This is a genomic window from Frankia sp. AvcI1, from assembly GCF_001420875.1.
GTDB lineage: Bacteria > Actinomycetota > Actinomycetes > Frankiales > Frankiaceae > Frankia > Frankia alni.
In genome coordinates, this window is record NZ_LJFZ01000010.1 from 179743 (window position 1) to 204341 (window position 24599).

General features: G+C 74.1%; 19 protein-coding genes and 19 pseudogenes. 19 read left to right on the forward strand and 19 right to left on the reverse strand.

Features of this window, described 5'->3' with window-relative positions:
* Position 1: 1 nt before the first annotated feature.
* From UK94_RS50255 to UK94_RS13085, 12 genes and pseudogenes are all read left to right on the forward strand, one after another.
* Positions 2 to 533, forward strand: a pseudogene (locus UK94_RS50255) (WYL domain-containing protein); the annotation flags it as partial.
* Between the two features lie 10 nt (positions 534 to 543).
* The gene (locus UK94_RS13060) at positions 544 to 759 is read left to right on the forward strand and encodes a hypothetical protein (RefSeq protein WP_041940474.1); all 216 of its coding nucleotides are present in this window, start codon (positions 544 to 546) and stop codon (positions 757 to 759) included.
* Between the two features lie 483 nt (positions 760 to 1242).
* Positions 1243 to 1293, forward strand: a pseudogene (locus UK94_RS50260) (twin-arginine translocase TatA/TatE family subunit); the annotation flags it as partial.
* A 1-nt stretch (position 1294) separates the two neighbouring features.
* Positions 1295 to 1466, forward strand: a pseudogene (locus UK94_RS50265) (twin-arginine translocase TatA/TatE family subunit); the annotation flags it as partial.
* Positions 1467 to 1692: 226 nt separating this feature from the next.
* Positions 1693 to 2644, forward strand: a pseudogene (gene tatC / locus UK94_RS13070) (twin-arginine translocase subunit TatC); the annotation flags it as partial.
* Between the two features lie 87 nt (positions 2645 to 2731).
* Positions 2732 to 2861, forward strand: a 130-nt coding sequence (locus UK94_RS73675; RefSeq protein ID WP_268761334.1) for a hypothetical protein, incomplete at its 3' end; no start/stop codon positions are given.
* Between the two features lies 1 nt (position 2862).
* Positions 2863 to 3032: pseudogene (locus UK94_RS50270) on the forward strand (hypothetical protein); the annotation flags it as partial.
* A gap of 1 nt (position 3033) precedes the next feature.
* A pseudogene (locus tag UK94_RS13075) lies at positions 3034 to 5119 on the forward strand (helicase-related protein); the annotation flags it as partial.
* A gap of 1 nt (position 5120) precedes the next feature.
* Positions 5121 to 5767, forward strand: a pseudogene (locus UK94_RS50275) (RNA helicase); the annotation flags it as partial.
* Positions 5768 to 5891: 124 nt separating this feature from the next.
* Entirely contained in the window at positions 5892 to 7013 is a 1122-nt protein-coding gene (locus UK94_RS13080; RefSeq protein ID WP_095212710.1) for a cobalamin biosynthesis protein, read from the forward strand.
* Positions 7010 to 7473: pseudogene (locus UK94_RS50280) on the forward strand (cobyric acid synthase); the annotation flags it as partial. The gene UK94_RS13080 and the pseudogene UK94_RS50280, both read left to right, overlap by 4 nt.
* A gap of 1 nt (position 7474) precedes the next feature.
* Positions 7475 to 8572 (forward strand): annotated as a pseudogene (locus UK94_RS13085) (cobyric acid synthase); the annotation flags it as partial.
* 43 nt (positions 8573 to 8615) lie between these two features.
* Here UK94_RS13085 and UK94_RS13090 read toward each other — a convergent pair.
* The gene (locus UK94_RS13090) at positions 8616 to 8843 is read right to left on the reverse strand and encodes a hypothetical protein (RefSeq protein ID WP_041939241.1); all 228 of its coding nucleotides are present in this window, start codon (positions 8841 to 8843) and stop codon (positions 8616 to 8618) included.
* A 369-nt stretch (positions 8844 to 9212) separates the two neighbouring features.
* On the opposite strand from UK94_RS13090, the gene UK94_RS50285 reads away from it, so the two are divergent.
* Both UK94_RS50285 and UK94_RS50290 read left to right on the forward strand, forming a co-directional pair.
* Positions 9213 to 9595 (forward strand): SDR family NAD(P)-dependent oxidoreductase (locus UK94_RS50285; RefSeq protein WP_235487706.1); only part of this gene is annotated, 383 nt, incomplete at its 3' end.
* Between the two features lies 1 nt (position 9596).
* Positions 9597 to 9969 (forward strand): annotated as a pseudogene (locus tag UK94_RS50290) (3-oxoacyl-ACP reductase); the annotation flags it as partial.
* 108 nt (positions 9970 to 10077) lie between these two features.
* Here the strand turns inward: UK94_RS50290 and UK94_RS50295 are convergent.
* The 11 genes and pseudogenes from UK94_RS50295 to UK94_RS50330 form a co-directional block, all read right to left on the reverse strand.
* Positions 10078 to 10554, reverse strand: a 477-nt coding sequence (locus UK94_RS50295; protein WP_235487708.1) for a phosphotransferase, incomplete at its 5' end; no start/stop codon positions are given.
* A gap of 1 nt (position 10555) precedes the next feature.
* A pseudogene (locus UK94_RS50300) lies at positions 10556 to 11181 on the reverse strand (phosphotransferase family protein); the annotation flags it as partial.
* Positions 11181 to 11267: pseudogene (locus tag UK94_RS73680) on the reverse strand (cupin domain-containing protein); the annotation flags it as partial. The pseudogenes UK94_RS50300 and UK94_RS73680, both read right to left, overlap by 1 nt.
* Position 11268: 1 nt before the next feature.
* Positions 11269 to 11702 (reverse strand): annotated as a pseudogene (locus tag UK94_RS76080) (cupin domain-containing protein); the annotation flags it as partial.
* A gap of 9 nt (positions 11703 to 11711) precedes the next feature.
* The coding region (locus UK94_RS13110; protein ID WP_235487760.1) for a ferredoxin at positions 11712 to 11871 on the reverse strand (160 nt) is incomplete at its 5' end.
* A gap of 55 nt (positions 11872 to 11926) precedes the next feature.
* Positions 11927 to 12502: a cytochrome P450 gene (locus UK94_RS50310; protein ID WP_313949498.1), complete on the reverse strand. Its 576-nt coding sequence runs from the start codon at positions 12500 to 12502 to the stop codon at positions 11927 to 11929.
* Between the two features lie 662 nt (positions 12503 to 13164).
* The gene (locus UK94_RS13120; RefSeq protein ID WP_011604041.1) at positions 13165 to 13983 is read right to left on the reverse strand and encodes a mycofactocin-coupled SDR family oxidoreductase; all 819 of its coding nucleotides are present in this window, start codon (positions 13981 to 13983) and stop codon (positions 13165 to 13167) included.
* Between the two features lie 140 nt (positions 13984 to 14123).
* The coding region (locus UK94_RS50315) for an aldehyde dehydrogenase family protein (protein ID WP_235487710.1) at positions 14124 to 14401 on the reverse strand (278 nt) is incomplete at its 5' end.
* 1 nt (position 14402) lies between these two features.
* Positions 14403 to 14578 (reverse strand): annotated as a pseudogene (locus UK94_RS50320) (aldehyde dehydrogenase family protein); the annotation flags it as partial.
* A gap of 1 nt (position 14579) precedes the next feature.
* Positions 14580 to 15272, reverse strand: a pseudogene (locus tag UK94_RS50325) (aldehyde dehydrogenase family protein); the annotation flags it as partial.
* A 1-nt stretch (position 15273) separates the two neighbouring features.
* Positions 15274 to 15517: pseudogene (locus tag UK94_RS50330) on the reverse strand (aldehyde dehydrogenase family protein); the annotation flags it as partial.
* 247 nt (positions 15518 to 15764) lie between these two features.
* Between UK94_RS50330 and UK94_RS50335 the strand changes: the two are divergent.
* Together UK94_RS50335 and UK94_RS50340 are read left to right on the forward strand one after the other, a co-directional pair.
* Positions 15765 to 15945, forward strand: a 181-nt coding sequence (locus UK94_RS50335) for a helix-turn-helix domain-containing protein (RefSeq protein WP_235487712.1), incomplete at its 3' end; no start/stop codon positions are given.
* 74 nt (positions 15946 to 16019) lie between these two features.
* On the forward strand, positions 16020 to 16406 hold the full coding sequence (locus tag UK94_RS50340; RefSeq protein WP_268761335.1) for a TetR-like C-terminal domain-containing protein: 387 nt from the start codon (positions 16020 to 16022) through the stop codon (positions 16404 to 16406).
* 37 nt (positions 16407 to 16443) lie between these two features.
* Here the strand turns inward: UK94_RS50340 and UK94_RS13135 are convergent, their stop codons facing one another.
* Complete coding sequence (locus UK94_RS13135) at positions 16444 to 18018, reverse strand: cryptochrome/photolyase family protein (RefSeq protein ID WP_055750054.1); 1575 nt, start codon at positions 18016 to 18018, stop codon at positions 16444 to 16446.
* Between the two features lie 207 nt (positions 18019 to 18225).
* Positions 18226 to 19070, reverse strand: an 845-nt coding sequence (locus UK94_RS13140; RefSeq protein WP_235487714.1) for a LysR family transcriptional regulator, incomplete at its 5' end; no start/stop codon positions are given.
* Between the two features lie 132 nt (positions 19071 to 19202).
* On the opposite strand from UK94_RS13140, the gene UK94_RS73690 reads away from it, so the two are divergent.
* Together UK94_RS73690 and UK94_RS13150 are read left to right on the forward strand one after the other, a co-directional pair.
* Positions 19203 to 20507 carry an MFS transporter gene (locus UK94_RS73690; RefSeq protein WP_268761324.1) on the forward strand — a complete coding sequence of 435 codons (1305 nt, stop codon included), beginning with the start codon at positions 19203 to 19205 and terminating at the stop codon, positions 20505 to 20507.
* 235 nt (positions 20508 to 20742) lie between these two features.
* On the forward strand, positions 20743 to 21366 hold the full coding sequence (locus UK94_RS13150; protein ID WP_011604047.1) for a class I SAM-dependent methyltransferase: 624 nt from the start codon (positions 20743 to 20745) through the stop codon (positions 21364 to 21366).
* 20 nt (positions 21367 to 21386) lie between these two features.
* On the opposite strand, the gene UK94_RS50355 is transcribed toward UK94_RS13150, so the two are convergent.
* The 5 genes and pseudogenes from UK94_RS50355 to UK94_RS50370 all read right to left on the reverse strand — a co-directional run.
* The coding region (locus UK94_RS50355) for an HAD hydrolase-like protein (RefSeq protein ID WP_235487716.1) at positions 21387 to 21725 on the reverse strand (339 nt) is incomplete at its 5' end.
* 1 nt (position 21726) lies between these two features.
* Positions 21727 to 22034 (reverse strand): annotated as a pseudogene (locus UK94_RS50360) (HAD family hydrolase); the annotation flags it as partial.
* Between the two features lies 1 nt (position 22035).
* A pseudogene (locus UK94_RS73695) lies at positions 22036 to 22112 on the reverse strand (HAD family hydrolase); the annotation flags it as partial.
* Between the two features lie 113 nt (positions 22113 to 22225).
* Positions 22226 to 22869: glycosyltransferase (locus UK94_RS50365; protein WP_268761325.1), on the reverse strand; the 644-nt coding region annotated here is incomplete at its 5' end.
* A gap of 1 nt (position 22870) precedes the next feature.
* Positions 22871 to 23407 (reverse strand): annotated as a pseudogene (locus tag UK94_RS50370) (UDP glycosyltransferase); the annotation flags it as partial.
* A gap of 159 nt (positions 23408 to 23566) precedes the next feature.
* Between UK94_RS50370 and UK94_RS13165 the strand changes: the two are divergent.
* Positions 23567 to 24403, forward strand: coding sequence for an LLM class F420-dependent oxidoreductase (locus tag UK94_RS13165; protein WP_011604051.1), 837 nt, complete (start codon positions 23567 to 23569; stop codon positions 24401 to 24403).
* Positions 24404 to 24599 lie beyond the last annotated feature (196 nt).

The following is a 24599-nucleotide window of genomic DNA, read 5'->3' on the forward strand; positions in this document are numbered from 1 at the left end:
NCCGGGTGCACCTGCGCTACCTCGTGTGGTCCCGCGACGAGCTGACCGAGCGTGACGTCGACCCGATGCGGGTGCTGGTCCGGGAGGGTCACTGGTACCTGGAGGGCTGGTGCCACCGGGCGGAGGCGGTGCGACTGTTCCGGCTGGACCGCATCGACGGGCCGGGCGGGGTCGAGGTGCTCGACGTCCCGGCCGCACCGCCGCCGGGCGCGGTGTCCCGCGACACCAGCGAGGGGATCTACCGGCCCGGCCCGGCCGACGTCCGGGTCGTCCTCGAACTCGCCTCGCCGGCCCGCTGGGTCGCCGACTACTACCCCGTCACCGGGGTGCGGGAGCTGCCCGACGGCCGCCTGGAGGTCACCCTCCACGCGCGGGAGACCTCCTGGCTGCACCGCCTTGTGCTCGGCCTCGGCGCCGACGTGCGGGTCGTCGAGCCGCCGGTGCTCGCCGCCCAGGTGCACGCCCTGGCGCGCCGGGCGCTGGCCGCCTACGGGCTCGACGCCCCCGCCGCCGGCGCCGGCGGCGACCGGTAGGGTGATCGGCATGTTCTGGGCGCTCGTCTACCTCGTGCTCATCCTCGGCGGGCTCGGCCTGCTCGGCCTGTGCGCCTGGCGGGTGTGGCAGAAGGTGCGCGGCGTGCGCCGGGCACTCGGCGAGCTGTCGACCCGGGTGTCCGGCCTTGCCGCAGACACCGCGGAGCTCTCCGCCCGGCTGAACCATGCCGAGGTCACGGCCCGGCTCGCCGAACGCACCTCCTGATCGGCCCGGCCTTCCGATCGGCCCGGCCTTCCGATCGGCCCGGCCTGCTGATCAGCCGGGCTCGCCGATCAGCCGGGCCCGCGGGTCAGCCCGACCGGGCCGGATGCGCTGCGCGGCCAGGCAGCTCGAGTGTGGTCCCGCCGTGATCCATGAGGAGCGATCGCGGGATTCCCACTCGTGACGCCGAGTCACGGCCAGGTCGACCTGACGTCGCGTCCTGATGACTGTGGGAGATTTCGGCGGTCGTGGCGCAGAACTTCGCGTGCGAAGGGTTCTGGAACGGCTACAATTTGTCCGNCAGACTCGCTTCGTTGCNCAGCCGTCATCTCCGAGATACCCGTATGCCTTCTATCTCCTCCTAGGCTGGCGGACGTAGCATCGATCGCACCGGTCGTGGGACCGGGGCCGGTACCGCTCATCGGAGGACGCAGAGCATGNCTAACCTGGGCACCACCGAGATCATCATCATCNCCCTCGTCGTGNTGGTGCTGTTCGGATCGAAGAAGCTCCCCGACGCGGCGCGTTCCTTCGGCCNCTCGCTGCGCATCTTCAAGGCCGAGACCAAGGGCCTGCGCGACGACGAGCACCCGGCCCCGGCCGCCCAGCCGGCCCCGTTGCCGATCGAGGCCCCGGCTGTGAGCCCTGCTCAGGCGGCCCAGCCCGGCGCGTCCGTGAACGGCTCCGCTCCGGTGGCGGATCGCCACTGACCGCACGTCCCGGCCGGGCACAGCAGGGCCCGGCCGATGGGTACAGGTCACCGTCGGGGGTTCTTCGCGCCGTCGAGGTGCCCCGTCGACCCGCCTGCCCCTGATCCCTCTCGACTCTGCCCCCCTCGATCCTGCCCCTCCCGATTCTNCCCCCTTGACCAGGAGACGCCGACGTGCCAGGGATCCCCACGCCGCGCAGGCTCTTCGCCTCGGTGCACCAGCGGCNGACCCGCACGGTCGAGGACAGCCGGATGCCCCTGACGGAGCACCTTCGTGAGCTGCGGAACCGGATCGCGGTCGCGCTCCTGGGGTTCGCGGTCGCCGCGGTCGTGTGCTTCATCTTCGAACCGCACATCTTCAACTGGCTCAAGGCGCCCTACTGCGACCTGCCGGCCAGCAAGCGTTTCAGCCCCGACGGCGCCGCGTCGACCAACTGCACCCTGTACTTCTTCGGCATCCTCGACGCTTTCACCATCCGGCTGAAGATTTCGATGATCGCCGCGGCGGTGGTGTCCTCCCCGGTGTGGCTCTACCAGCTCTGGTCGTTCATCACCCCCGGCCTGCACCGGCACGAGCGGCGCTGGTCGCTCACGTTCGTCGGGATCTCGCTGATCCTGTTCGCCACCGGCGCCGTCTTCGCCTACCTGACCCTGTCCACGGGGCTGAGCCTGCTGCTCGGGTTCGGCGGCAACGGCCTGGTCAGCGTCCTCGACGGCAACAAGTACCTCAGCTATGTGCAGGCGATGCTGCTGATCTTCGGGTTGTCGTTCGAGGTTCCGCTGCTCGTCACCATGCTGAACCTGGCCGGGGTCGTCACCACCGCCCGGCTGCGGTCCTGGCGACGCGCCGAGATCTTCCTCGTGTTCGTCTTCGCCGCCGTCGTCACGCCCAGCCAGGACCCGTTCACCATGCTGGCGCTGGGCCTGCCGATGGTGCTCCTCTACGAGGTCGCGCTGATCGTCGGCTGGATCAACGACCGGCGCAAGGCCCGCCGCGGCGACGACTCGCCCTACGCCGACCTCGGCGACGACGAGACCTCGCCGCTGGACTACGACGACGCCCCGCTCCGCGCGGCCGGCGCCGCCCGGCCGACCGAGTCGACGCCGGCATCGCCGGTCGGCGCCGGAACCGCCGCCACGGCCCCCGGTGTCGATCCGTCGCACCTCGACATCACCTGACCCCGACTCACCTGACCTCGACATCGGCTGACGGGTCCGGCTCCGCGACGGTCGGTGCGGGGGCGCCGCGTCCCGTAGGGTGGCACTGTGTCCTCCACGCCTGAGGCTCTCGTGGAGTTCGCCGCCAGCCTCCCCTTCGGGTTCGACCCGTTCCAGCTCGAGGCGCTCTCGGCGCTGGCGGCAGGCGAAGGGGTTCTGGTCGCGGCGCCCACGGGAGNGGGCAAGACGGTCGTCGGCGAGTTCGCCGCCCACCTCGCCCTGAGCACGGGAACGCGCTGCTTCTACACGACGCCGATCAAGGCGTTGTCCAACCAGAAGTACACCGACCTCGTCGCCCGCTACGGCGCGGACAGGGTCGGCCTGCTGACCGGTGACACCTCCCGCAACGNCTCCGCGCCGGTCGTCGTCATGACGACCGAGGTGCTGCGCAACATGCTCTACGCCGGCCCGGTCGGCGGCGGCGGCCTCGACACCCTCGCCTACGTGGTCATGGACGAGGTGCACTATCTCGCCGACCGTCAGCGGGGCGCCGTGTGGGAGGAGGTCATCATCCACCTGCCGGCGCACGTCCGGCTGGTGTCGCTGTCGGCGACGGTGAGCAACGCCGAGGAGTTCGGCGAGTGGCTCGTCACCGTCCGCGGGCACACCCGCGTCATCGTCAGCGATCACCGGCCGGTGCCGCTGTGGCAGCACGTCCTCGCCGACCGCACCCTGCACGACCTGTTCCTCGAGGACGGTTCCGGCGCCCCGGCGCCGTCCGCCGGGGCGGCAGTCGCGCGGGCGGTGTCGGGGGAGGAACTCGCCCGGCCCGGCTGGGGTGCCCCGCCCACCTCGGGATCCGCCCGGGCGGTCCCGCCTGCCACCGGGTCCGCCCGGACGGTCCCGCCCGGGGCGGGCGGGCGGTCCGGTGACCGGGGCCGCGGCGGGGAGCGCGCCCGGCGCCGCGACGGGCGGGGTCGTGCCGACGACGCCGCCAGGACCTCGACGCCGGCGGTGCCCGCGGCCCGCGCCGGCGGCAACGGCGCGGCTCGCGGGGACGGCGCGGCTCGCGGCGCGACGGCCAAGGTGGGTGGCCGGGTGGTCAACCCGGACCTGGTCCGGCTCGCCCGGGAGGAGAACCGGGCGATGCCCGGCGGCTACGGCCGGGGCCGCGGCGGGCCCGGCGCCCCGCGGCGGCGGATGTGGGTGCCGGGCCGGCCGGAGGTGGTCGAACGCCTCGACCGCGACGGCCTGCTGCCCGCGATCGTGTTCGTGTTCAGCCGGGCCGGCTGCGACGACGCGGTCACCTCCTGCGTGCGGGCGGGGCTGCGCCTGGTCGGCCCGGCCGAGCAGCAGCGCATCCGGACGATCGTCCGCGAGCGCACCACCGGGATCCCCGACGCCGACCTCGGCGTCCTCGGCTACTGGGCGTGGCTGGAGGGCCTGGAACGGGGCATCGCCTCCCACCACGCCGGGATGCTGCCCACGTTCAAGGAGATCGTCGAGGAGCTGTTCGTCCAGGGGCTCGTCCGGGTCGTGTTCGCCACCGAGACCCTGGCGCTCGGCATCAACATGCCGGCGCGCACCGTCGTCCTGGAACGGCTGACGAAGTTCAACGGCGAGAGCCGCGTGGACATCACCCCCGGCGAGTACACGCAGCTCACCGGCCGCGCCGGCCGCCGTGGCATCGACGTCGAGGGTCATGCCGTCGTGCTGTGGCAGCCGGGGCTGGACCCGCTGGCCCTGGCCGGGCTCGCGTCCACCCGCACCTATCCGCTGCGCTCGTCGTTCCGCCCCTCCTACAACATGGCGGTCAACCTCGTCGGCAGGCTCGGCGCCGACCGGGCCCGCACCGTGCTCGAATCGTCGTTCGCGCAGTTCCAGGCCGACCGGGACGTGGTGGGTCTGGCGCGGGTGGTGGCGCGCAACACCGAGGCTATCGACGAGATGCGCGCGCAGCTGAGCTGCGACCGCGGGGACGCCGCCGAGTACGACCGGATCCGCCGCGACATCCGCGAGCGGGAGGCGGCGCTGTCCCGGGAGGGCACGGCGCGCCGGCGCGCCGAATCGGCGGCGGCGCTGGGCCGGCTGCGCACCGGCGACATCGTGCGGGTACCCGCCGGGCGGCGCAGCGGGCTCGCCGTCGTCCTCGACGCCGACGCGGGCGCGGTCGGCGCCGAGGGGCCCCGTCCCGTCGTGCTGACCGCGGACAAGCAGGTGCGGCGGCTGTCGCTGGTCGACTTCCCGGTCGCGGTGGAGCCGCTCGGACGGGTCCGGGTGCCGCGGTCGTTCAACCCGCGCTCGCCGCAGTCCCGTCGGGACCTGGCCTCCTCGCTGCGGGCCGCGGACGTCGACCCCGACGGTCCGCCCGGCCGGCGGGCCAAGGCGCGCTCCGCGGCCGCGGACGACGCCGAGCTCGCCCGGCTGCGCCGCGCCCTGCGCGCCCACCCGGTGCACGACTGCCCGCGCCGCGAGGAGCATCTGCGCTCCGCCGAGNAGGTCAACCGGCTCGCGAAGGAGACCGCGGCGATCTCCCGGAAGGTCGAGGGCCGCACGAACACGGTCGCGAAGACGTTCGACCGGGTTCGCGCGGCGCTGGCGGAACTCGGCTACCTCGACGGCGACACGGTCACCGACGCCGGCCGGGTGCTGGCGCGCATCTACTCCGACCAGGACCTGCTCGTCGCCGAGTGCCTGCGCGCCGGCATCTGGGAGGACCTGACCGCGCCGGCGCTCGCCGCCGCCGTGTCCAGCCTGGTCTTCGAGCCGCGCGGCGACGACGTGGGCGTCCCGGCGCTGCCCGGCGGCGCGGCGCTGCGCGACTGCCTGGACGAGATGAGCCGCCTGGCGTTCCGGCTCGCCGCGACCGAGCAGGGCCACCGGCTGAGCTTTCTGCGCCCGCCCGAGCTCGGGTTCGTCCCCGCCGCGCACGACTGGGCCGTGGGCCGACCGCTGGAACGGGTCCTCACCGACAGCGGGCTGGAGCTGACCGCCGGCGACTTCGTCCGCTGGATGCGCCAGCTGCTCGACCTGCTTGACCAGATCGCCAAGGTCGCCCCCGACGACTCCCGGGTGCGCCGCACCGCCCGCTCCGCGATGGACGCGCTGCGCCGCGGCGTCGTCGCCTACGCCAGCAGTGTCTGAGCCCGCGCCGGGGGGCCGGGTGGCGCATCGGCGCTCGGCGGCCTCGTCCGGTGGTCGGGGGCGTGCGGGCGTTGCCGGACCTGCGGGCGGTGGTGGGCGTCTCGGCGGTGGTGGGCGTCGGCGCGTGGCGGCGCGGGCCGGCGGGCTGATGCTCGGGGCGGCCCTCGACGCGCTGCTCGCCGATCCGGCGCGGCGGCACCCGGTCGCCGGCTTCGGCCGGGCCGCCGGCCGGCTGGAACGGCTGCTCTACCGGGACGACCGCGCCGCCGGGGCCCTGTACACCACGCTGCTGCTGGCCGCGGTCGTCGTGCCCGCCGCCGCCGCCGAGCGCGCCGGCGCGCGGACCCGTGGCAGCGCCCCGATCGCGCCGGCCGCCCCAGTCGCGCCGGCCGCCCCAGTTTCGCCGGTAGCGCCGATCGCGCTGGCCGATTCTGTCGCGCCGTGGGCGCCGGTCGTGATGACCGCGGCGCTGACCTGGGTGGTGCTCGGTGGGGCGTCGCTGCGCCGGCAGGGCAGGCGCCTCGGCGCGGAGCTGCGCGCCGGCGACCTGGCCGCCGCCCGGGCGCGGCTGCCGACGCTGTGCGGGCGGGACCCGTCGCGGCTCGACGAGGCCGGGGTCGCCCGCGGCGCGATCGAGTCGATCGCCGAGAACACCTGCGACGCAGTGGTCGCCCCGCTGTGGTGGGGTGCGTTCGCCGGCCTGCCGGGGCTGGCCGGCTACCGGGCGGTGAACACCCTCGACGCGATGATCGGCCATCACAGCGACCGCTACGAACGGTTCGGCTGGGCGGCGGCCCGCCTCGACGACCTGGTGAACCTGGTGCCGGCCCGGCTGTGCGCGCTCGCGACCTGCGCGTGCGCGCCGGTCGTCGGGGGCAGCGTCGCCGACGCGTTCTGGGTGATGCGCCGCGACGGCCGATCCCATCCCAGCCCCAACGCGGGGATGGCCGAGGCCGCGTTCGCCGGGGCGCTGGGCCTGCGCCTCGGCGGGGAGCTGCGCTATCCGTACCGCGTCGAACACCGGCCCGAGCTGGGGTTCGGCCGCCCGCCGCGGGGCGCCGACGTCCTCGCCGCCGCGCGGCTGTCCGGGGCCGTCAGCGCGCTGTGCCTCGCGGTGACGGCACTGGCCGGCGGCACGGCGGGCGCGCTGCTGGCCGCTGGCCTGCGGGGCCTGCGTCGGGCGTGCTGCCCACGTGGGGTGGGCGGGACGTGCCCGGCCCTCAGGCAGGGGGGGTCGCGCCGGTGAGCGGGGGACTGCTGGTCGCCGGGACGGCGTCGGATGCCGGCAAGAGCGTGCTGACCGCGGGCATCTGCCGGTGGCTGGCCCGCGAGGGCGTGCGCGTCGCGCCGTTCAAGGCGCAGAACATGGCGCTGAACTCCACCGTCACCGCGGACGGCGCGGAGATCGGCCGGGCGCAGGCGATGCAGGCCGCGGCGGCCGGGGTGGAGCCGGAGGCGGCGATGAACCCGGTGCTGCTCAAGCCGGGCGGCGACCGCCACAGCCAGCTCATCGTGCTGGGCCGCCCCGTCGCGGAGGTCGACGCGCTGGGCTACCGCCCCCACAAGGAACGGCTCGCGAAGATCGTCCTGGAGTGCCTCGACGACCTGCGGGGCCGGTTCGACGCGGTGATCTGCGAGGGCGCCGGGTCGCCGGCGGAGATCAACCTGCGGTCCACCGACATCGCTAACATGGGACTGGCCCGCGCNGCGAACCTGCCGGTGATCGTGGTCGGTGACATCGACAAGGGCGGGGTGTTCGCCGCCCTGTTCGGCACCCTGGCGCTGCTCGACCGGGCCGACCAGGCCCTCGTCGCCGGCTGGGTGATCAACAGGTTCCGCGGCGACGCCCGGCTGCTCGAACCCGGACTGCGCCAGATCGAGGCGCTGACCGGCCGGCCCGTGCACGGCGTCGTCCCGTTCCGCTCCGGCCTCTGGCTCGACGTCGAGGACTCCCTCGACCTGACCTCCTACCCCGACGCCGAGCCGGACACCGACTCCGGACTGGCAGGGGAGGACGCGTCGGCGGGGGAGGGCGCGTCGGCGGGGGACGGGGTGCGGCGGGAGAGCCTGCGGGTGGCGGTGGTCCGGCTGCCCCGGTTGTCGAACGTGACCGACCTGGACGCGCTGCGCGCCGAGCCCGGCGTCGTGGTGCGGCTGGTCACCGGGCCGGACGAGTTGGCCGACGCCGACCTGGTGGTGCTGCCCGGCACCCGCTCGACGGTCGAGGACCTGCGCTGGCTGCGCCGCCGCGGCCTCGCCGACGCCGTCGCCGCCCGCGTCGCCGCCGGCCGGCCGGTGCTGGGGATCTGCGGCGGCTACCAGATGCTGGGCCGGCGCATCCACGACGACGTCGAGTCGGGTGCGGGCGAGGTCGCCGGCCTCGGCCTGCTGCCGGTGACGACCACCTTCGAGGCGTCGAAGCTGCTCGGTCGCCGCGCGGCGACCGACGCCGCCGGCCGGCCGGTGACCGGCTACGAGATCCGCCACGGCCGGCTGGCCATCGCCGACCATCCCGCCGCGGAGCCGTTCGCCGCCGACGGGGTCCGGGTCGGCGCGGTCGCCGGCACGAGCTGGCACGGGCTGCTGGAGAACGACGAGTTCCGCCGCGCCTACCTCACCGAGGTCGCCCGCGCGGCCGGGCGGGCGTTCGTCCCCGCCCGCACCCGCTTCGCCGACGTGCGCCGACGCCGCCTCGACGTCCTCGGCGACCTGGTCGCCGAGCATCTCGACACCGCCGCCCTGCGCCGCCTGCTCGACGAGGGAGCCCCACCCGGCCTGCCCTTCGTCCCGCCCGGCGCGCCGTGACGCCGCCGGTCGTCAGACTCCCAGCAGTCAGGGCGGTCGGCGGTCAGAGCCGGTTGCGTAGGAGCTGCTTGCCCTGCTCGGCGCCCTTGCGACTCTCGGTCTGCGCCCGGCGGAACAGGTCGTGCAGCTCCCGGTCGCCGTCGCGTTCGGCGTCGGCGGCGTAGGTCTCCAGCCGCAGCGCGTTGCTCAGGCAGATTTCGGTGAACCACAACAGGTCGTACTGAGCGTCCTTGGTCCCGGTGATGCTCCCGTGCTCCACGGTGGTCGTCATCTGGATCGACCTCTCTCCTGCGCTGTCGAATTTTCTGCGCTGTCGGATCTCCTGCGCTGTCGAATCTCCTGCGCTGTCGTGAACCTGTGGCCCGTCGCACGCCGTGAACCCACGCGCCGGCTCGCACACGGCCGGACCGATGATCGAGCCCTCACACGCCCCGGTTCGGCGGCACAGGGCAATCACCATCGGTGCCTATTCCCGCACCGAACGTTCCTACCCGTGTGCTCGCCCGATCGGTCTCGCCGCCTCCGCGGAAGACCGGCGGCGGCCGGGGGGTTCCCCGNAGAAGACAGTGGCAGGGTTCCCGGGAACAACCGAGATCCGCAACCAACCGAGATCCGAGATCGATTGACTGGAGACCACGCGATGGACGGGCGAACGATTCTCATCACCGGTGCGACCGACGGCCTGGGCGCCCATCTCGCCGAGCGGTTGGGCGCGGCGGGCTGGCGGGTGCTCGTCCACGGCCGGGACGCCGAGCGCGCCGAGCGGGTGCGCGCCCGCATCGAGGCCGCCGGCGGCCCCGAGCCGACGGTGCTGCTCGCCGACCTGGCCGACCTGGGCGACGTTACCCGCCTCGCCGCCGACGTCGAGCGGCACACCGACCGCCTCGACGTGTTGGTGAACAACGCCGGGGTCGGGTTCGGCACGCCGGGCGCCCCCCGCGAGACCAGCGCCGACGGCATCGAGCTGCGCTTCGCCGTCAACTACCTGGCCGGCCACCGGCTCACCCGGCTGCTGCTGGCGCCNCTGACCCGGTCGGCCCCGGCGAGGATCGTCAACGTCGCCTCCGCCGGGCAGGAGCCGCTCGACTTCGCCGACCTGCTCACCACCCGCGACTACGACGGCGTCCGCGCCTACCGCCGCAGCAAGCTGGCGCAGATCATGGGCACGTTCGACCTCGCCGAGGAGCTGGCCGGCACCGGCGTCACCGTCGACGCCCTGCACCCCGCGACGTTCATGGACACCACGATGGTCCGCCAGGCCGGATCCCCGGTGAGCAGCACCGTCGCCGAGGGCGGCGACGCCACCCTGAACCTGATCGACGGCCCCGCCGCCGCCACGGGCACCGGCCGCTACTTCGCCGGCCTGCGCGAGGCCCGCGCCCTCGCCCAGGCCTACGNCCCCGCCGCCCGCCACCGCCTGCGCCAGGGCACCGACGAGCTCCTCGCCGCCTCCGCCCGGCGCTGAGAGCAAAGTAGCCATCGGTGTTCGGACGGAGGGTTGGCGGTCAGGTCAGGGAGCGGGCCAGGGCCTCGGAGTCGAGCAGCAGGCGGCGGACGATGGCGTCGAAGCGGTCGCCCTTGGCCTTCGGTGACAGCCCCTGGATCGCCTCGGCGACCTTGTACTCGATCATGCAGGCCGCGCGCCACTTGGCGAGCACCGAGTAGTAGCCGATCGTCGAGACGTCGCGGCCGGTCCGCTCGCCGTAGTAGGCGATGACGTCGTCGCGGTGCGGGAAGCGCCCGGGCGCGAAGTACCGCATGGCGCCGTCGTCCTCCGCCTCGGTGACGAGGTTGTTCGCGAAGGCGGCGAGGTCGAGCAGGGGATCGCCGATGGTTGCGGTCTCCCAGTCGATGATCGCGGCGAGGCGGGCCGGCGGGCGGTGGTGGAACAGCGCGTTGTTCGGCGCGTAGTCGGCGTGGATGAGCGCGGGACGCGACCCCGCGGGGACGTTGTCCCGCAGCCAGTCCGCCACGTACGTCAGNCCGGGCAGGTCACGCCGCTCGTACTTCGGGTAGCGCCGCTGGTAGCCGTCGACCTGGCCCAGCCAGCGGTCCGGCTGGCGCTCGAGGAACCCGTCGGGCCGGCCGAACCCGCCCAGCCCGACCGCGGTGTAGTCGAGGTTGGCCAGCGCGACCAGCCCGTCGGTCATCGCCCAGCAGATGTAGTGCTGGTCGGGGCCGCCGTCGAAACCCGCCGGCCAGATCGTCTCGTTCTCGGCGGTGATGGTCGCCGCCCAGCCGTCGACCAGCTCCATGACGTAGAAGCTGACCCCGAGCAGCGACTCGTCCGCGCAGAAGCCGAGGAACTCCGGGCTCGGCACGTCCGTCCCGGTCAGCGCGCGCAGGACGGTGGCCTCGCGCTGGATCGTGCGCGCGCCCTGCGGGCTGCCCGCCAGGGGCGGGCTGCGGAAGATCGCCTTCCGGCCGCCCCGGTCCAGGCTCAGGATCAGGTTGGTCGACCCGCCGGAGACCAGGGCCGTCGTCAGGGGCCCGTCGCCCAGACTCGGGACGTGCTCGTCCAACCAGCCGGTGAGCGCCGCCACATCGATCAGATTGTTCGCATCCGCCACAGATGCAGCGTTCCACACCTGCGACGGTGACGTTCTCATCAGTGCCCGACGGCTCGACCTCCCACGATCACGTACAGCACGACCGCGGGTTCGTCGCGGCGGTTGCGCCAGCCGTGCGCGGCGCCNTTGTGGACCAGCACGTCCCCGGCTGCAAGCGCGCGTTCCGCGCCGCCGGCCAGCACGATGCAGATCTCACCCCGCAGCACCACGCCGTAGTCGACCGTCTCCGTCGTGTGAAGCAGGCTGTCGTCGAACGGGGCGGCAGCCGCGTCGTCGACGTCCGCGGGCGGCCTCGCGGCGGGCTCGCGAAGCCCGAACCCGGGCGGATACGTCACGGAGATGAGGCGGGTTCCCCCCGCAGGCGGGACGGGCTCCTGGTCGAGCCGGGTGCTCTCCGCGCCGCTGCCGGGCACCGAGGGCGGCTCCTCGGTGGACCACAGGTAGCTCACCTCGAGGCCCGGCCGGCTGTCGTTGGTGATCACATGGGGTGCCGGCCCGTCCTGGACGAAGATCCCGGCACCGTCCGGGCCCGCGCCCGTCACCACGCGTCGTAGAGCCACATCACATACTTACTCGTCGACGAGGCTCAGCGCGCGCTCGGGGCAGGCGGCGACGGCGTCGCGCGCACGCCTCTCCTGGCCTGGCGGAATCTCCGGGTCGGTGACGGCGAGGTAGCCCAGATCGTCGAGGGGAAAGAGGTCCTCGGCGGTGGCGTTGCAGCGGGCGTGGNCCGAGCAGAGCCCGGTGTCGACCACGATCCTCATCGGTCGTCCTTTCCGCCGGGTCAGGACCCGAACTCCGCCAGGGGCAGGGAGAAGATGCCGTGGACGTTGCCCCAGTACGCCTGGGGCGCGGTGCCCTCGCCCAGGGCGTAGGCCGGGATGACGCGGTGCCAGCCGGCGAGCGCGACGTTCATCTCGATCCGGGCGAGGTGGGACCCCAGGCATCGGTGGGGGCCAGCGCCGAACGCCAGGTGCGGGGCGGGCGGCCGGGAGACGAGGTCGACGGTGCCCGCGCCGGCGACGAGCGCCTCGTCCCGGTTCGCGGCGACCAGCGGGAAGAGCACGAGATCACCGGCTCGCAGCTGCTGCCCGCCGATCTCGATGTCCTGCTTCACCTTCCGGCCGACCTCGGGCACGGCGTAGAAGCGGAGCAGCTCCTCGACGACGCCGTCGAGCGGCTCGCCGGCGGCGGCCAGCCCCGCGACGTGCCGGCGGTCGGCGTCGTGCGTCGCGAGGTGGTGCATCGCGAAGGACAGGCTCATCGCCACGGTGTCCAGGCCCGCCAGGAAGAGCAGCAGGGAGCAGTTGACCAGCGCGTCGTCGGGGGCCGGCGCACCGTCGAGCTCCCAGTCGAGCATCGCGCCGAGCAGGCCGNCCCCCCGCTCGCCGCTGTCCCGGCGACGGGCGATCTCGGCCTGGAAGTACCCGACGACCGAGAAGATCCCGCCGATCTGCCGGTCCTTGTCGAAGTCACCGCTGTCGGTCGGGGCGAGCGCCTGCTTCTCCCACTCCAGGAAGGTCGGCAACTCGTCGATCGGCANCCCCATCAGCTCGAGGAAGACCACCGTCGGCAGCTCCAGCGCGAAGTCCTCGACGTAGTCGCATTCTCCCCTGGCGCGGATCGCGGCCACGAGCTCGGTGGTGCGTTCCTCCAGGCGCGGCCGCAGCAGCCCCATCGTGCGCGGAGAGAAGTACTGCGCCAGCAGCCGCCGCCACTGCGTGTGCTCCGGCGGGTCGAGCTGGATGGGAATCATCGACAGCGGCGGGTCCGGGCTGAGCGGGGTGATGACCTCGCTGGAGAAGACCGCCGGATTCTGCAGGCACTCACGCGCGAGATCGTGGTCCAGCACCATCCAGTAGGAGCGGTCGGGTTCGGTCACCCTGACGATGCGGTGTAAGGAACGCAGCGCGTCGAAACGGTCGCCTGNGTCGCCGACCGTGCCGACTCCGACGATGNGGTGGTCGGTGATCTCGGTGGTGGGCGTTGTCATCGCGGACTCTCCTCAGTCGTCCCGGGCCGTCAGCGGACTGTGAAGCCGGCGTCGAGGGCCCACTGGGTCCCGGTGATGAACCTCGCCTCGTCGGAGACCAGGTACGCCACGGCGCCCGCGATGTCCTCAGGCTGAAGAATGGGGATCGGCAGGGCGTTCTGCATCGCGGAGATGTTGGTGTCCGCCTTCGCCATCGCCGCCTGCATCGCGGCGTTCATCGTCATGCCCGACACGACCCCGGTCGGGTGGATGGTGTTGACCCTGATCATCTCGGCGGCGTACTGGTTGGCCAGCACCTGCATGTAGCCGACGAGCCCCCGCTTGGCCGCCGTGTAGGCCTGGGCACTCGGCTCCTCGCTCGCGGTGCCCTTCAGCCCCGCGCTCGAGGAGGTGATGACGATCGAGCCGCCACGCCCACCCTCCCGCAGGCGCGGCAGGGCCACCTGGACGGTGTTGAACGTGCCGGTGAGCAGGATGTCGATGGTGTCCTGCCACTCGCGTGTCGGGTCGACGCTGTCGCCGACCCGCAGGATGCCGGCATTGGCCAGGATGATGTCGACCCGACCGAACGCGGCGTACCCCTCGTCGAAGACGGCCCGAAGCGCGGTCTGGTCACGGACGTCGGCCCTGCCGATGATCGCCCGGCGGCCCTCCTTCTCGACCAGGTCGGCGGTCTCCGCCAGCTCGGCCCAGGTGCCGCACGGGTAGTTCATCGACGGGATGTCCGCACAGATGTCGACACCGATGATGTCGACGCCCTCCCGGGCGAGGCGCACGGCGTGCGCGCGGCCCTGGCCGCGGGCGGCGCCGGTGATGAAGGCCACGCGCCCTTCGAGCTTTCCGGTCATGTGTTCCTGTCCTGTCTCGCGTGCCGAAGAAGAGGCCGGGGCCGACGTGAAGCCGGGGCCGAGGTGAAGTCGGGGCCGAGGTGAAGTCGGGGCCGACGGGGAACCGGGCCGAGGGATGGCCGGCCGAGGTGAGGCCGGTGTCAGACGGTGATGCCGACGCTGCGGATGCGCAGGAACTCCTCGATGCCCTGCCGGCCGCCCTCCTTGCCGACGCCGGAGAGCCCGAACCCGCCGAACGGCCGGCCGACCTTCAGATTGGTCGCGCCGTTGACGAGCGTTTCGCCGGCGTCGAGTTCGGCGGCGACCCGCAGCGCCCGCTGCAGATCCCGGGTCTGGACGTAGGAGGACAGCGCGTACCGGGTGCCGTTGGCCAGCGCGACCGCTTCTTCCTCGGTACGGAACTTGAAGATCGTCAGCANCGGGCCGAAGACCTCGGTCTGGGCGAGCTCGGAGTCCGGGTCGACGTCGGCGAAGACGGTCGGCTGGATGAAGTAGCCGGCCCGGTCGATCCGGCTCCCGCCGGCCAGCAGGGTCGCGCCCTGCTCGGCGGCCCGCTCGATCATCCCGAGAATCCGCTCGACGGCCGCCTGGTTGANGACCGGACCGGAGGCGACGGCGGGATCGAACGGGTCACCGACCGGGATGTTCTGCGCGATCAGCGTCACCCGCGCGACGACCTCGTCGTACACGTCCTCGTGGACGATCATCCGGGTCGCGAAGGCACAGCCCTGGCCGGAGAGCGCGATCAGGGAGAACGTCGTCCCGATCTGGCAGGCCACGTCGAGGTCGGCGTCGGCGAAGACGATGTTGGCGGACTTGCCGCCGAGTTCGAGGACGGCGGGCTTCATGCTGGGCGCGCACGCCTCGAGAATCCTGGTCGCCGTGGCCGGGCCACCGGTGAAGGTGACCTTCCTGACCAGCGGGTGGGAGACGAGTTGCGCGCCCGCCTCGGCGGTGCCGGGCAGGACGTTGACGACGCCGGGCGGGAACCCGGCCTGCTCGACGAGGTCCATGAAGAGCTCCCCGCTGAACGGGGTGAGCTCGGAGGGCTTGACCACCACGGTGTTGCCGGCCGCGACCGCGGCCGGGATCTTCATGGCCAGCGAGATGAGCGGCCCGTTCCAGGTGATGATGATCCCGACGACGCCGTACGGCTGGGCGAGGGTGTAACCGAGCTCGCCGTCCTGGACGGGGTTGCCGGTCAGGTCACCCTGGATCTTGTCGGCCCAGCCGGCGTAGTAGCGGGTCCACTCCGCCGAGAGCACCGGGAAGGCCGCCCCGACGGTGAGNGGCGTGCCGTTGTCCAGGGCCCCGAGCCGGGCGAACTCGTCCGCGTTGGCCTCGATGAGGTCCGCGAGCCGGACGAGCAGGGCGCGGCGCTGGGCGGGCGGGGTCCGCTTCCAGCTCTGGAACGCCTCGTGCGCCGCGGTGACGGCGAGGTCGATCTCGTCCTTGTCCGCGAGCGGGATCTGCGCGTCGACCTCGCCGGTCGCCGGGTTGACGTGACCGTAGGTGCCGCCCGAGCCGGACGCACNCCTCTCGCCGTTGACGCGGAGGTGGACCTTCGGCGGGGTGCGGTCGATGCCTGACATGGCGCTCCTCGGGACGTTCCCGCTCATACGACGGAGGTGACTAAGTGACCTCAGTGAACTGTGGCGGTGCTCACGTGTCAAGGTATCGGACAAAGTCGTCCGTAAACGGTGCGCGGAGATCGGCTCCGCGGGGCCCGCGGCTCGCCGCTACGGTGAGGATCGGCGCGCGGACACGGCGGGGGGAGATCCATGGGTGACGGCGTGACCGCCGCGCGGCGGTCCCCCGGCCGGCCTCGCCGGGCCGACGCCGAGCGGCGCATCCTCGACGCCGCCATCGACGAGTACCTCGAACGCGGCGCGAGCGGCTTCACCATCGACGGCGTCGCCCGGCGCGCCGGGGTCGGCAAGTCCACCGTCTACCTGCGCTGGCNCGACCGCGACACGCTCCTCGTCGACAGCGTCCTGGNGCGGTCCCGCGCGATCGAGGACGTCGACACCGGATCACTGCGCGGCGACCTGGTCGCCCTGAGCGTGAACATGTTGCGCTTCCTGCTCGACCCCGTCGGGTTCGCGACGCTGCGCCTGACGGTCGAGGCCGTGGCCAGCGGTTCCACCCGCGAGGTCACCACCGGGGTGGCCGATCGCCATCGCCGGGCCGCGGGCCTGGTACTCGCCCGGGCCGCCGAGCGCGGGGAACCCGTCAACCCGGGCACCCAGGCCCGCGTCGTCGAGTGCCTCTACGGCGCGATCACCATGAAGGCGCTGGCGCACGGTCTCGAGACGGACGCGACCAGCGAGGCGACCATCGTCGCGGCCTGTGTCGAGCTGGTCGACCTGCTCCTGCCGCTGCTGCTGGAGCACGTCCGACCCCCGCCGGACCCGGCCCGGTGACGCCCCCGCCGGCCCCCGCGGTCCGGGCCGCCCGCGGTCAGGGCGGGCCCGCGCCGCGGCGGTGTTCGGCGGCGGTGACCGCGGCCCGGTCGGCGAGGCGGGCGAGGCCCGCGAGCGGGCGGCGCAGGCGGGGGTTGGCGGCCAGCGCGCCGGCGTTGCGGTCGAGGAAGGCCCAGTAGCCGGCGGTGAAGGGGCAGGCGTCCTCGCCGAGGCGATGGGACGGGTGGTAGCGGCAGCCGCCGCAGTAGTCGCTCATCCGGTGGATGTAGGCGCCGCCGGCGGCGTACGGCTTCGTCGCCATCAGGCCGCCGTCGGCGTACTGGCTCATCCCCACGACGTTGGGCGCCATCACCCAGGCGTAGCCGTCGACGAAGCTCTCGTGGAAGAAGTCGGTGAGCGCCCGCGGGTCGTAGCCGCGTTGCAGCGCCCAGTTGCCCAGCACCATCAGCCGGGGGATGTGGTGGACCCAGCCGCGCTCGCGGACCCCGGCGAGCACGTCGGACAGGCAGGCGGCGCCGACCGCGTCCGCGTCGAGGTCGGCGAACCAGCGTGGCAGCGGGGTCCGCGCGCCGAGGGCGTTGCGCTCGACGTAGTCCTCGCCGGCCCACCAGTAGATCCCCCAGACGTACTCGCGCCAGCCGAGGACCTGGCGGACGAACCCCTCGACGCTGGCGATCGGCGCCTCGCCGCGCCGGTACGCCTGCTCGGCCGCGGCGACGACCTCCAGCGGGTGCAGCAGGCCCAGGTTGAGCGCCGGCGAGAGGGTGGAGTGCGCCATCGCCCAGTCGCCGGCGAGCATCGCGTCCTCGTAGGGGCCGAAGTCGGCGAGGCGATGGCGGACGAACCAGTCCAGCGCCTGGCCCGCCTCCGCCCGGGTCGCGGCGAACCGGCGCGGGCCGTCGACGCCGCGGAACTGCGCGTGGCCGTCGCGTTCGAGCCGGTCGAGATGCTCCCGGACCTCGGCGTCGACCTCGGTCTCCGACGGCGACCACGGCTCGGGCAGGTCGAGGTGGGCGCGCCGGGGCGGGGGGTGGCGGTTGTCGTGGTCGAAGTTCCACCGGCCGCCGGCGGGGGAGTCGCCGTCCATGAGCACGCCGAACCGGCGTCGCTGCCAGCGGTAGAAGTCCTCCATGAGCAGCCGTCGACGACCGCCCGTCCCGCCACGAGCACCGTCGCCGTGACCGTCCCACCGGCCGTCGCCGTGGCCGTCCCACCGGCCGTCGCCGTGGCCGTCGCTGTGGCCCTGGTCGGTGCCGCCGTGGGCCCAGGTGGAGAAGTCGTCCCGGCTCGTGGCGGTGTAGGCCGTCGGCACGACCGTCACTCCGGGCAGGTCGGTGACGAACCGCCGCGCCGCCCAGGAGGTCGGGTCGGGCACCTCCAGGGGCTCGCCGTAGTCGGCGACGGCCTCGCCGTAGGTCGCGCCGATCCGGTGGTCGCAGCGGTCGCCGAGCTCGCGCGCCCGGTGGCGCAGGGCCGAGAGCAGCAGCTGCGCCTTCTGCCGGTGGAAGCGCCGCCGGGCCAGCACCCGGGTCGACTCGACGAGCAGGACCGGCTGGTCGGGATCGTCGAGGAAGTGCGGCCCGAGCTGGTCGGCGAACAGCCAGCGGCGCATCGTCCGACGGTGACACACCCGCCGCGACCGGCCAACTCGATCGTGCGCCGCCCGCGCACACTCCGCCTCGCCCTGCCACGAGGTCGGCCAGGTCCCCCAGCAGCCGCGGCGTGCCATCCACCGCCTCACCAGATAATCAACGTTGTTGACGACGTGTGATCGGCACTGATGATCATGGACGGTCGGTGGGCACCACGGTGACGGTCGTTACCGGGCCACCGGGGCGGGTTGGCGGGCGAGGACGGTGTCGAGCAGGATGCGGGCCGCGGCCGAGGTGGCGCCGGCCGGGGTGACGATTCCCGTCGGGAAGGTGGGGACGGGCGGGGCGAGCGGGATCAGCCGCAGCTCGTCGCGGTGGCGGGGGTCGAGGCTCGGCGGCAGGACGGCGACGCCGAGCCCGTGCGCGACGAGGTCGAGCAGCGTGTCGGTGTCGCCGACCTCGCAGGCCAGCCGGCGGCGCAGGCCGTGATCGGCGAGCACGGCGTCGACGACCGTGCGCGACCCCCAGCCGGGCGGGTAGTCGACGAAGTCCTCGTCGGCGGTCTCCGCCAGCGACACCGCCGCCCGGCCGGCCAGCCGGTGCCCGCCGTGGCAGGCGAACACCATCGGCCGGTCGTCCAGCGGGGTCAGGTGGACGCCGGCCGGGGCCGTCCGCGCGCAGGCGAACGCGAGGTCGAGGGTGCCGGCCGCGACCCGGTCGAGCAGGTCCGCGCTGGGCGCCTGCACGAGCCGTAGCTCCACCCGCGGGTGCTCGGCGTGGAACGCGGCGAGCGCCTCGGTGAGGCCGCGGCGGAAACACTGCATGATTCCGATGGTCAGCCGGCCCCCCATGCCGCCGGCCACCCCGGCGACCGCCGAGCGCGCCGTGGCGGCGGCGGACAGGATCCGGCGGGCCTGGGTGAGCAGCACCTCGCCCTCCTGGGTCAGCCGCACGGCGCGGGTGCTACGCACGAACAGCTTCGCGCCGAGCTCGCGTTCCAGGGCGCCGATGGACGACGACAGCCCCGACTGGACGATGTTCACTCGCTGCGCGGCCCGGGTGAAGTGCAGCTNCTCGGCGGCGGCGACGAAGTGTTCGAGCTGGCGGAGCTCCATACATCTCCTACACAGATGAAGCCAAGCTGATTGTTCTGTTGGACAGGTTACCCAGGGTGCGGCACGCTGGCCCCATGATCGACGGCGGCGTGACGACGCACGGATCCTCCGACGGCGCGTCCGAGGGCGGCGCACCCGGAGGCGGCAGGTCCGGGGGCGGCGCGTCCGGGGGCGGCGCCTTCGCCGACGGCACCTCCCCGGCGGCGGGGACGGGTCTCGGCCGCGGCCTCGTCGGGCTGCTCGCGGTGAGCACGGGCATGTGCGTGGCGGCGATGTACTACGCCCAGCCGCTGCTCGGCGAGATCCGGGCGGCGCTGGGCCTGTCCACCGGCACGGCCGGGCTCGTCGTCTCGGTGACCCAGGCCGGCTACCTGGTGGCGCTGTGCCTGCTGGTCCCGGTGGGCGACCTCGTGGCCCGCCGCCGCCTGATCCCCGCACTGGTCGCCGCCCAGGCGGTGGGCCTGTTCGTGCTCGCCACCGCCACCTCGGCCACCCAGCTCCTGATCGCCGCCGTCGCGGTCGGGGCCCTGTCGGTGACCGCGCAGATCGGCGTTGCCTTCGCCGCGACGCTGGCCGGCGACGCCGAGCGCGGCAAGGTCGTCGGGACGGTGATGAGCGGACTGCTGCTGGGCATCCTGCTGGCCCGCACCGTCGCCGGCTACCTGGCCGACCTCGGCGGCTGGCGTACCCCGTTCTGGGTCGCCGGGGCCGCCCAGCTCGTGCTGTGCGCCGTGCTCGCCGCCCGCCTGCCGGCCGAGCCGCGCACGGCGGCGCCGCGGCTCGGCTACCGGGCGCTGATCGCGTCGGTGGTCGGGCTGCTGCGCGACGAGCCGGTGCTGCGGCTGCGCGCGGCCTACGGGGCGGCGTCGTTCGGGGCGTTCAGTGCGCTGTGGACGCCGCTGGCGTTCCTGCTGTCCGCGGCGCCGTACCACTACTCGACCGGCGTCATCGGCCTGTTCGGCCTGCTGGGCCTGATGGGCGTGCTGGCCGCGTCGTTCGTCGGCCGGGCCGCCGACCGCGGGCGCGCCGGGGCGGCGACCGTGGGCACGGCCGCGCTGCTGCTCGCCGCCTGGCTGCCGCTCGGCCTCGGCGGCCACTCGCTCGCCGCGCTGATCGTCGGCATCCTCGCGCTCGACCTCGCGGCGCAGGGCCTGCACATCGCCAACCAGAGCGAGATCTACCGGCTGAACCCCGCGGCCCGCAGCCGGCTCACCTCCGCCTACATGGCGACCTACTTCGCCGGCGGCCTCGCCGGCTCGATCGCCTCGGGCACCGCCTACAGCCACGGCGGCTGGACCGCCGTCAGCGTCACCGGCGCCGTGTTCGGCCTCGCCGCCGTCGCCCTGGCCTGCTGGGACGCGCTGCGCCGCCGCTCGGCCGCCGTTGCGGTGTGATCCGCCGGGCGGCGGCGACAGTCCTGCACCGGCCCGTACCCGAGCCGCCCGCAGTGCCACGTCGGCCGTCGCGAGCCCGATCAGCCACGGGTGGTCGCCCGGATTCACGGTGTCCACAGCGTAGGATGCCGAGACCGACCGAACAGCCCGTATCGTCGGCGCGAGGCTCTGGTTCGGCCCCACCGGGTCGGTGAGTGCGCGTGCGGGGTCGAGTCGGGACGTGGGGGCGAGGCGGATGGACGCGGCGGCGTGGGATGCCCGGTACGCGGCCACCGAGCTGCTGTGGGGCTCGGCGCCGAACCGCTTCGTCGCCGCCGAGATCGACGGGCTGGCGGTGGGGCGGGCGCTCGACCTGGCCTGCGGCGAGGGGCGCAACGCGATCCACCTGGCCACCCTCGGCTGGCACGTCGTCGGCGCCGACTTCTCCGCCACGGCGGTGGAGCGCGCCGGGCGCCTCGCCGAGCACGCGGGGGTGGCGGACCGGACGACCTTCGTCGTGGCCGACGCCGTCGCCGGCCCCCTGCCCGCCGGCCCGTTCGACCTGGTCCTGCTCGCCTACCTGCAACTGCCCGCGCAGCGTCGCCGGACGGCGCTGCACCGGGCCGCGGATCTGCTGGCACCGGGCGCGACGCTGCTCGTCGTCGCCCACGACTCGGCGAACCTCACCGAGGGCGTCGGCGGCCCGCAGGACCCGGCGGTGCTGTACACCGCCGACGACGTGACCGCCGACCTGGCCGACCGCGCGGAGCTCAGCGTGGACGCCGCGCGGCGGGTGCACCGCCCGGTGCCGACCCCGGCCGGCGAGCGCACCGCCGTCGACGCCCTCGTCCGCCTGCGCCGTCGGGTGGGCCGCGGGTGAGGGCCGTCGTGTGAGGGCTTTCAGGTGACGGCGTCGCCGTGGAGGGCGGTGCGGCCGTAGACGGCGGTGCGCAGGGTGGGCAGGCTGGTCAGGTCGGTCAGGACCGCGTTCGGGCCGGCGGCCCGCAGGGTGTCCGCGGTGGTCGCGCCGGTGGCGACCGCGACCGCCCGCACCCCGGCGTCCCGCGCGCCGCGGACGTCGTGCACCGTGTCCCCGATGACCACGACGCGGGCCGGGGAGAAGGTCAGCCGGTGGGCGGCCTGCGCGCGCTTGATGGCCAGGGCGACGAGCACGGCGCGGTCGGTGTCGTCGTCGCCGTAGCCGCCGACGGCCAGGTCGAGCAGGTCGGTCAGCCCGCANCAGGCCAGTTTGAGCCGAGCGAGGGACGGCAGATTGCCGGTGACCACCGACTGCACCACACCGTCGCCCGCCAGGCCTTCGAGGGCCGCCCGCGCGCCGGGCAGGACTCGGCCGGTCCGACGCATCCGATCGTCGAGCGCGACGGCCGCGGCCGGCAGCGCCGCGTAGAACGCGGGCAGCAGCGACTCCGGCCGGTCGATCCCGTTCAGCCGCAGGGTGTCGACGACGATGGCCCGGTCGGTGCGGCCGGCGAGGTCGGCGATCTGGTCCGCGGGCCGGCCGACGACCGCCTGGAAGGCCCGGGCGTGNAGCTCGCGGCCGAGCCCCGGGAACGACAGCAGCGTATGATCAACATCCCACAGGATCAGCGCAGGTTCGGCGGGCATCCGCGCACGATCTCACAGCTCGCCGACCCGGCGGGTTGCTCGGTGGAAGTGAGCGGCCGGCAGGGAACGGATGGTAGGGCCGGTCAGGGAAGGGCCGCTCAGGGTAGGGCCGGTCAGGGCAGGAAGGACTCGACGGCGTCGGCGGCGGCCTCGATTCCGCCGTGGGCGCGCAGCACGGACGCGAGCCCGGTCAGCCGTCCGGCGATCTCGGCGTCGGCGGCCACGGACGCGACGGCGGTGCGCAGGAGCTGTGGGTCGACCCGGTCCGCGGCGAGCTGCTGGCCGACGCCGAGGGCGGCGAGGATCGCGGCGTTGCCGAACTGCTCGGCGGCCAGCGGGATCGCCACCGTCGGCACGCCGAACCACAGCGCCTCGACGCAGCTTCCCATCCCGGCGTGGGTGACGAACGCCGACGCCGCGGCGAGCACGGCGAGCTGGGGGACGCTGCGGTGGGCTTCGACGTTGGCGGGCAGCGGGCCGAGCGCGGCGGTGTCGACGCGCCGGCCAAGCGCCATGACCACGTGCCAGTCGGTGCCGGCGAACGCCTCGGCGGCGGCCCGGTAGATGTCGGGCCGGTCGTTGTAGACGGTGCCGAGGGACACCAGCAGCACCCGGCCGGCGTCCGGCGGCGCCGTCCAGGTCCGTTCGGCCAGGCGCGCGGGGTCCAGGCACGGCCCGACGAACCGCACCCCCGGCCGGACCCGGTTCAGGTGCGGCTGCAACACCGGAGGGATCAGCGAGACGGTGGGCCGGTCGGNGCCCAGCCACTCCCAGGGGTCGCGGTCGAGGCCGTTGTCGCGCAGCCACGCGCTGAACCTCGCCTGGTACTCCTTGCCGGGCACGGACGTGCGCAGTGCCGACAGGGCCTCGGCGTTGTCCTGCTCGAAGCCGTCCCACGGCACCCAGGTCGGGGACAGCAACACCGCGGGGACGTCCCACCGGGCGGCGAGCACCGGTCCCGCCTGCGCGGCGACATCGTGGATCAGCAGGTCGGGCCGGTCGTCGTCGAAGTGGCGGGCGAGCGGCGGGAGGGTGGCGATCCCCTCGTTGAGCAACATCCGGGTGGCGAGTTCGGCGGCCGGGTTGTCGGGCCAGTCACCGTCCTGCGCGGGCAGCGTCGAGGGGTGGGTGACGGGCCGCGCGCCGGTGGGCTCCACCAGCGCGGCGAGCCGGTCGCCGATGGCGTAGCTGACCCGGTGGCCGCGGCGGACGAGTTCGGCGATGACGCCGAGCGAGGGGTAGACGTGGCTGGGCGTGGTGCAGCCGATCATGGCGATGTGTCGCGGGGTGCGCATCGGGTCTCGTGTCCTGCCGTTCAGCGTCGTCTGGTGGCTGCCGGTGACGGCGGGTCTGGTCCGGCCGGGTCGGCGCGTCCGTTTCGTTGTCGTCCGGGCCGGTCGGCAGGTTGCCCGCCGACCCGGAAGAGGCTCCCGGTTCGGGGGGTTGCAGAGGCCATGACCACTCTCGGCACCATCGGCATCGCGAGTTCGACGATCGCCTTCAACCCGGACGTCCCCGCCGCCGTCGCCGCGGCCGCGGAGCTCGAGGACCTGGGCTACTCGACGCTGTGGCTGCCCGGCGGCCAGGGCAACAACGTCCGGCTCGTCGAGCAGGTCGTGCGCGGCACGGGGAGCCTGCTCGTCGCCAACGGCATCCTGTCCGTCGACCAGGTCCCCGCCGCCGAGGTCGCGGCGACCTACGCGGCGCTCGCCGCCGACCATCCCGGCCGCTACCTCGCCGGCCTCGGCGGCGCGCACGGCGCGGGTCCGCTGGCCACCCTCGGCGCCTACCTCGACGAGCTCGACGCCGCGCAGCCGGCGGTGCCGGCCGCCGGGCGCATCCTCGCCGCCCTCGGCCCGGCCATGCTCCGCCTCGCCCGCGACCGCGCGGCCGGGGCGTACCCGTTCCTCGTCACGCCGCAGTACGTCACCGACGCGCGCGCCGTGCTCGGCCCCGACCGGACGCTGGCCGTGCTCGTCACCGTCGTCCCCGACCGCGACCCGGCCGCCGCGCGCGGCACCGCCCGCGAGGCGATCCGCTTCCTGACCACCGTCCCCGGCTACGCCAACAACCTGGTCCGGATGGGCTTCACCGCCGACGACGTCGCCGACCTCTCCGACCGGCTCATCGACCAGGTCACCGTGTGGGGCGACGTGGAGACCATCGGCAAGCGGGTGGCCGAATACCTCTCCGCCGGCGCCGACCAGGTCGTGCTCCAGGTCAACGACGCGACCGGCGGGGAGCCCGAGTCCACCTGGTGGCGACGCCTCGCCGACGTCCTGCTGCCCTGAGCTGCTGCCCTGAGCTGCTGCCCTGAGCCGGCCGACCGGCCGATCGGCCGATCGGCCGGCGGGCCCGGCGGCCGGCCGCTTTCGCGAGTCCAGGTCCACCACGGCGGGCGCTGTCCCGGAACGCCGAAACCGAGGCACGTTCCTCTGTCGATACCGCATATTCGCCGCGATGGTGACCGGACTCGGCGCGGCATTC

Bases quoted from the DNA above. Each gene is read 5' to 3' on its own strand.
- UK94_RS13060 (WP_041940474.1), top strand. From the start codon at position 544: ATGTTCTGGGCGCTCGTCTACCTCGTGCTCATCCTCGGCGGGCTCGGC.
- UK94_RS13090 (WP_041939241.1), bottom strand. From the start codon at position 8,843: ATGACGACCACCGTGGAGCACGGGAGCATCACCGGGACCAAGGACGCT.
- UK94_RS50310 (WP_313949498.1), bottom strand. From the start codon at position 12,502: ATGCTCGACTGGGAGCTCGACGGTGCGCCGGCCCCCGACGACGCGCTG.
- UK94_RS13120 (WP_011604041.1), bottom strand. From the start codon at position 13,983: ATGACCGGAAAGCTCGAAGGGCGCGTGGCCTTCATCACCGGCGCCGCC.
- UK94_RS13135 (WP_055750054.1), bottom strand. From the start codon at position 18,018: ATGCGCCGCTGGCTGTTCGCCGACCAGCTCGGGCCGCACTTCCTCGAC.
- UK94_RS13150 (WP_011604047.1), top strand. From the start codon at position 20,743: ATGGACGCGGCGGCGTGGGATGCCCGGTACGCGGCCACCGAGCTGCTG.
- UK94_RS13165 (WP_011604051.1), top strand. From the start codon at position 23,567: ATGACCACTCTCGGCACCATCGGCATCGCGAGTTCGACGATCGCCTTC.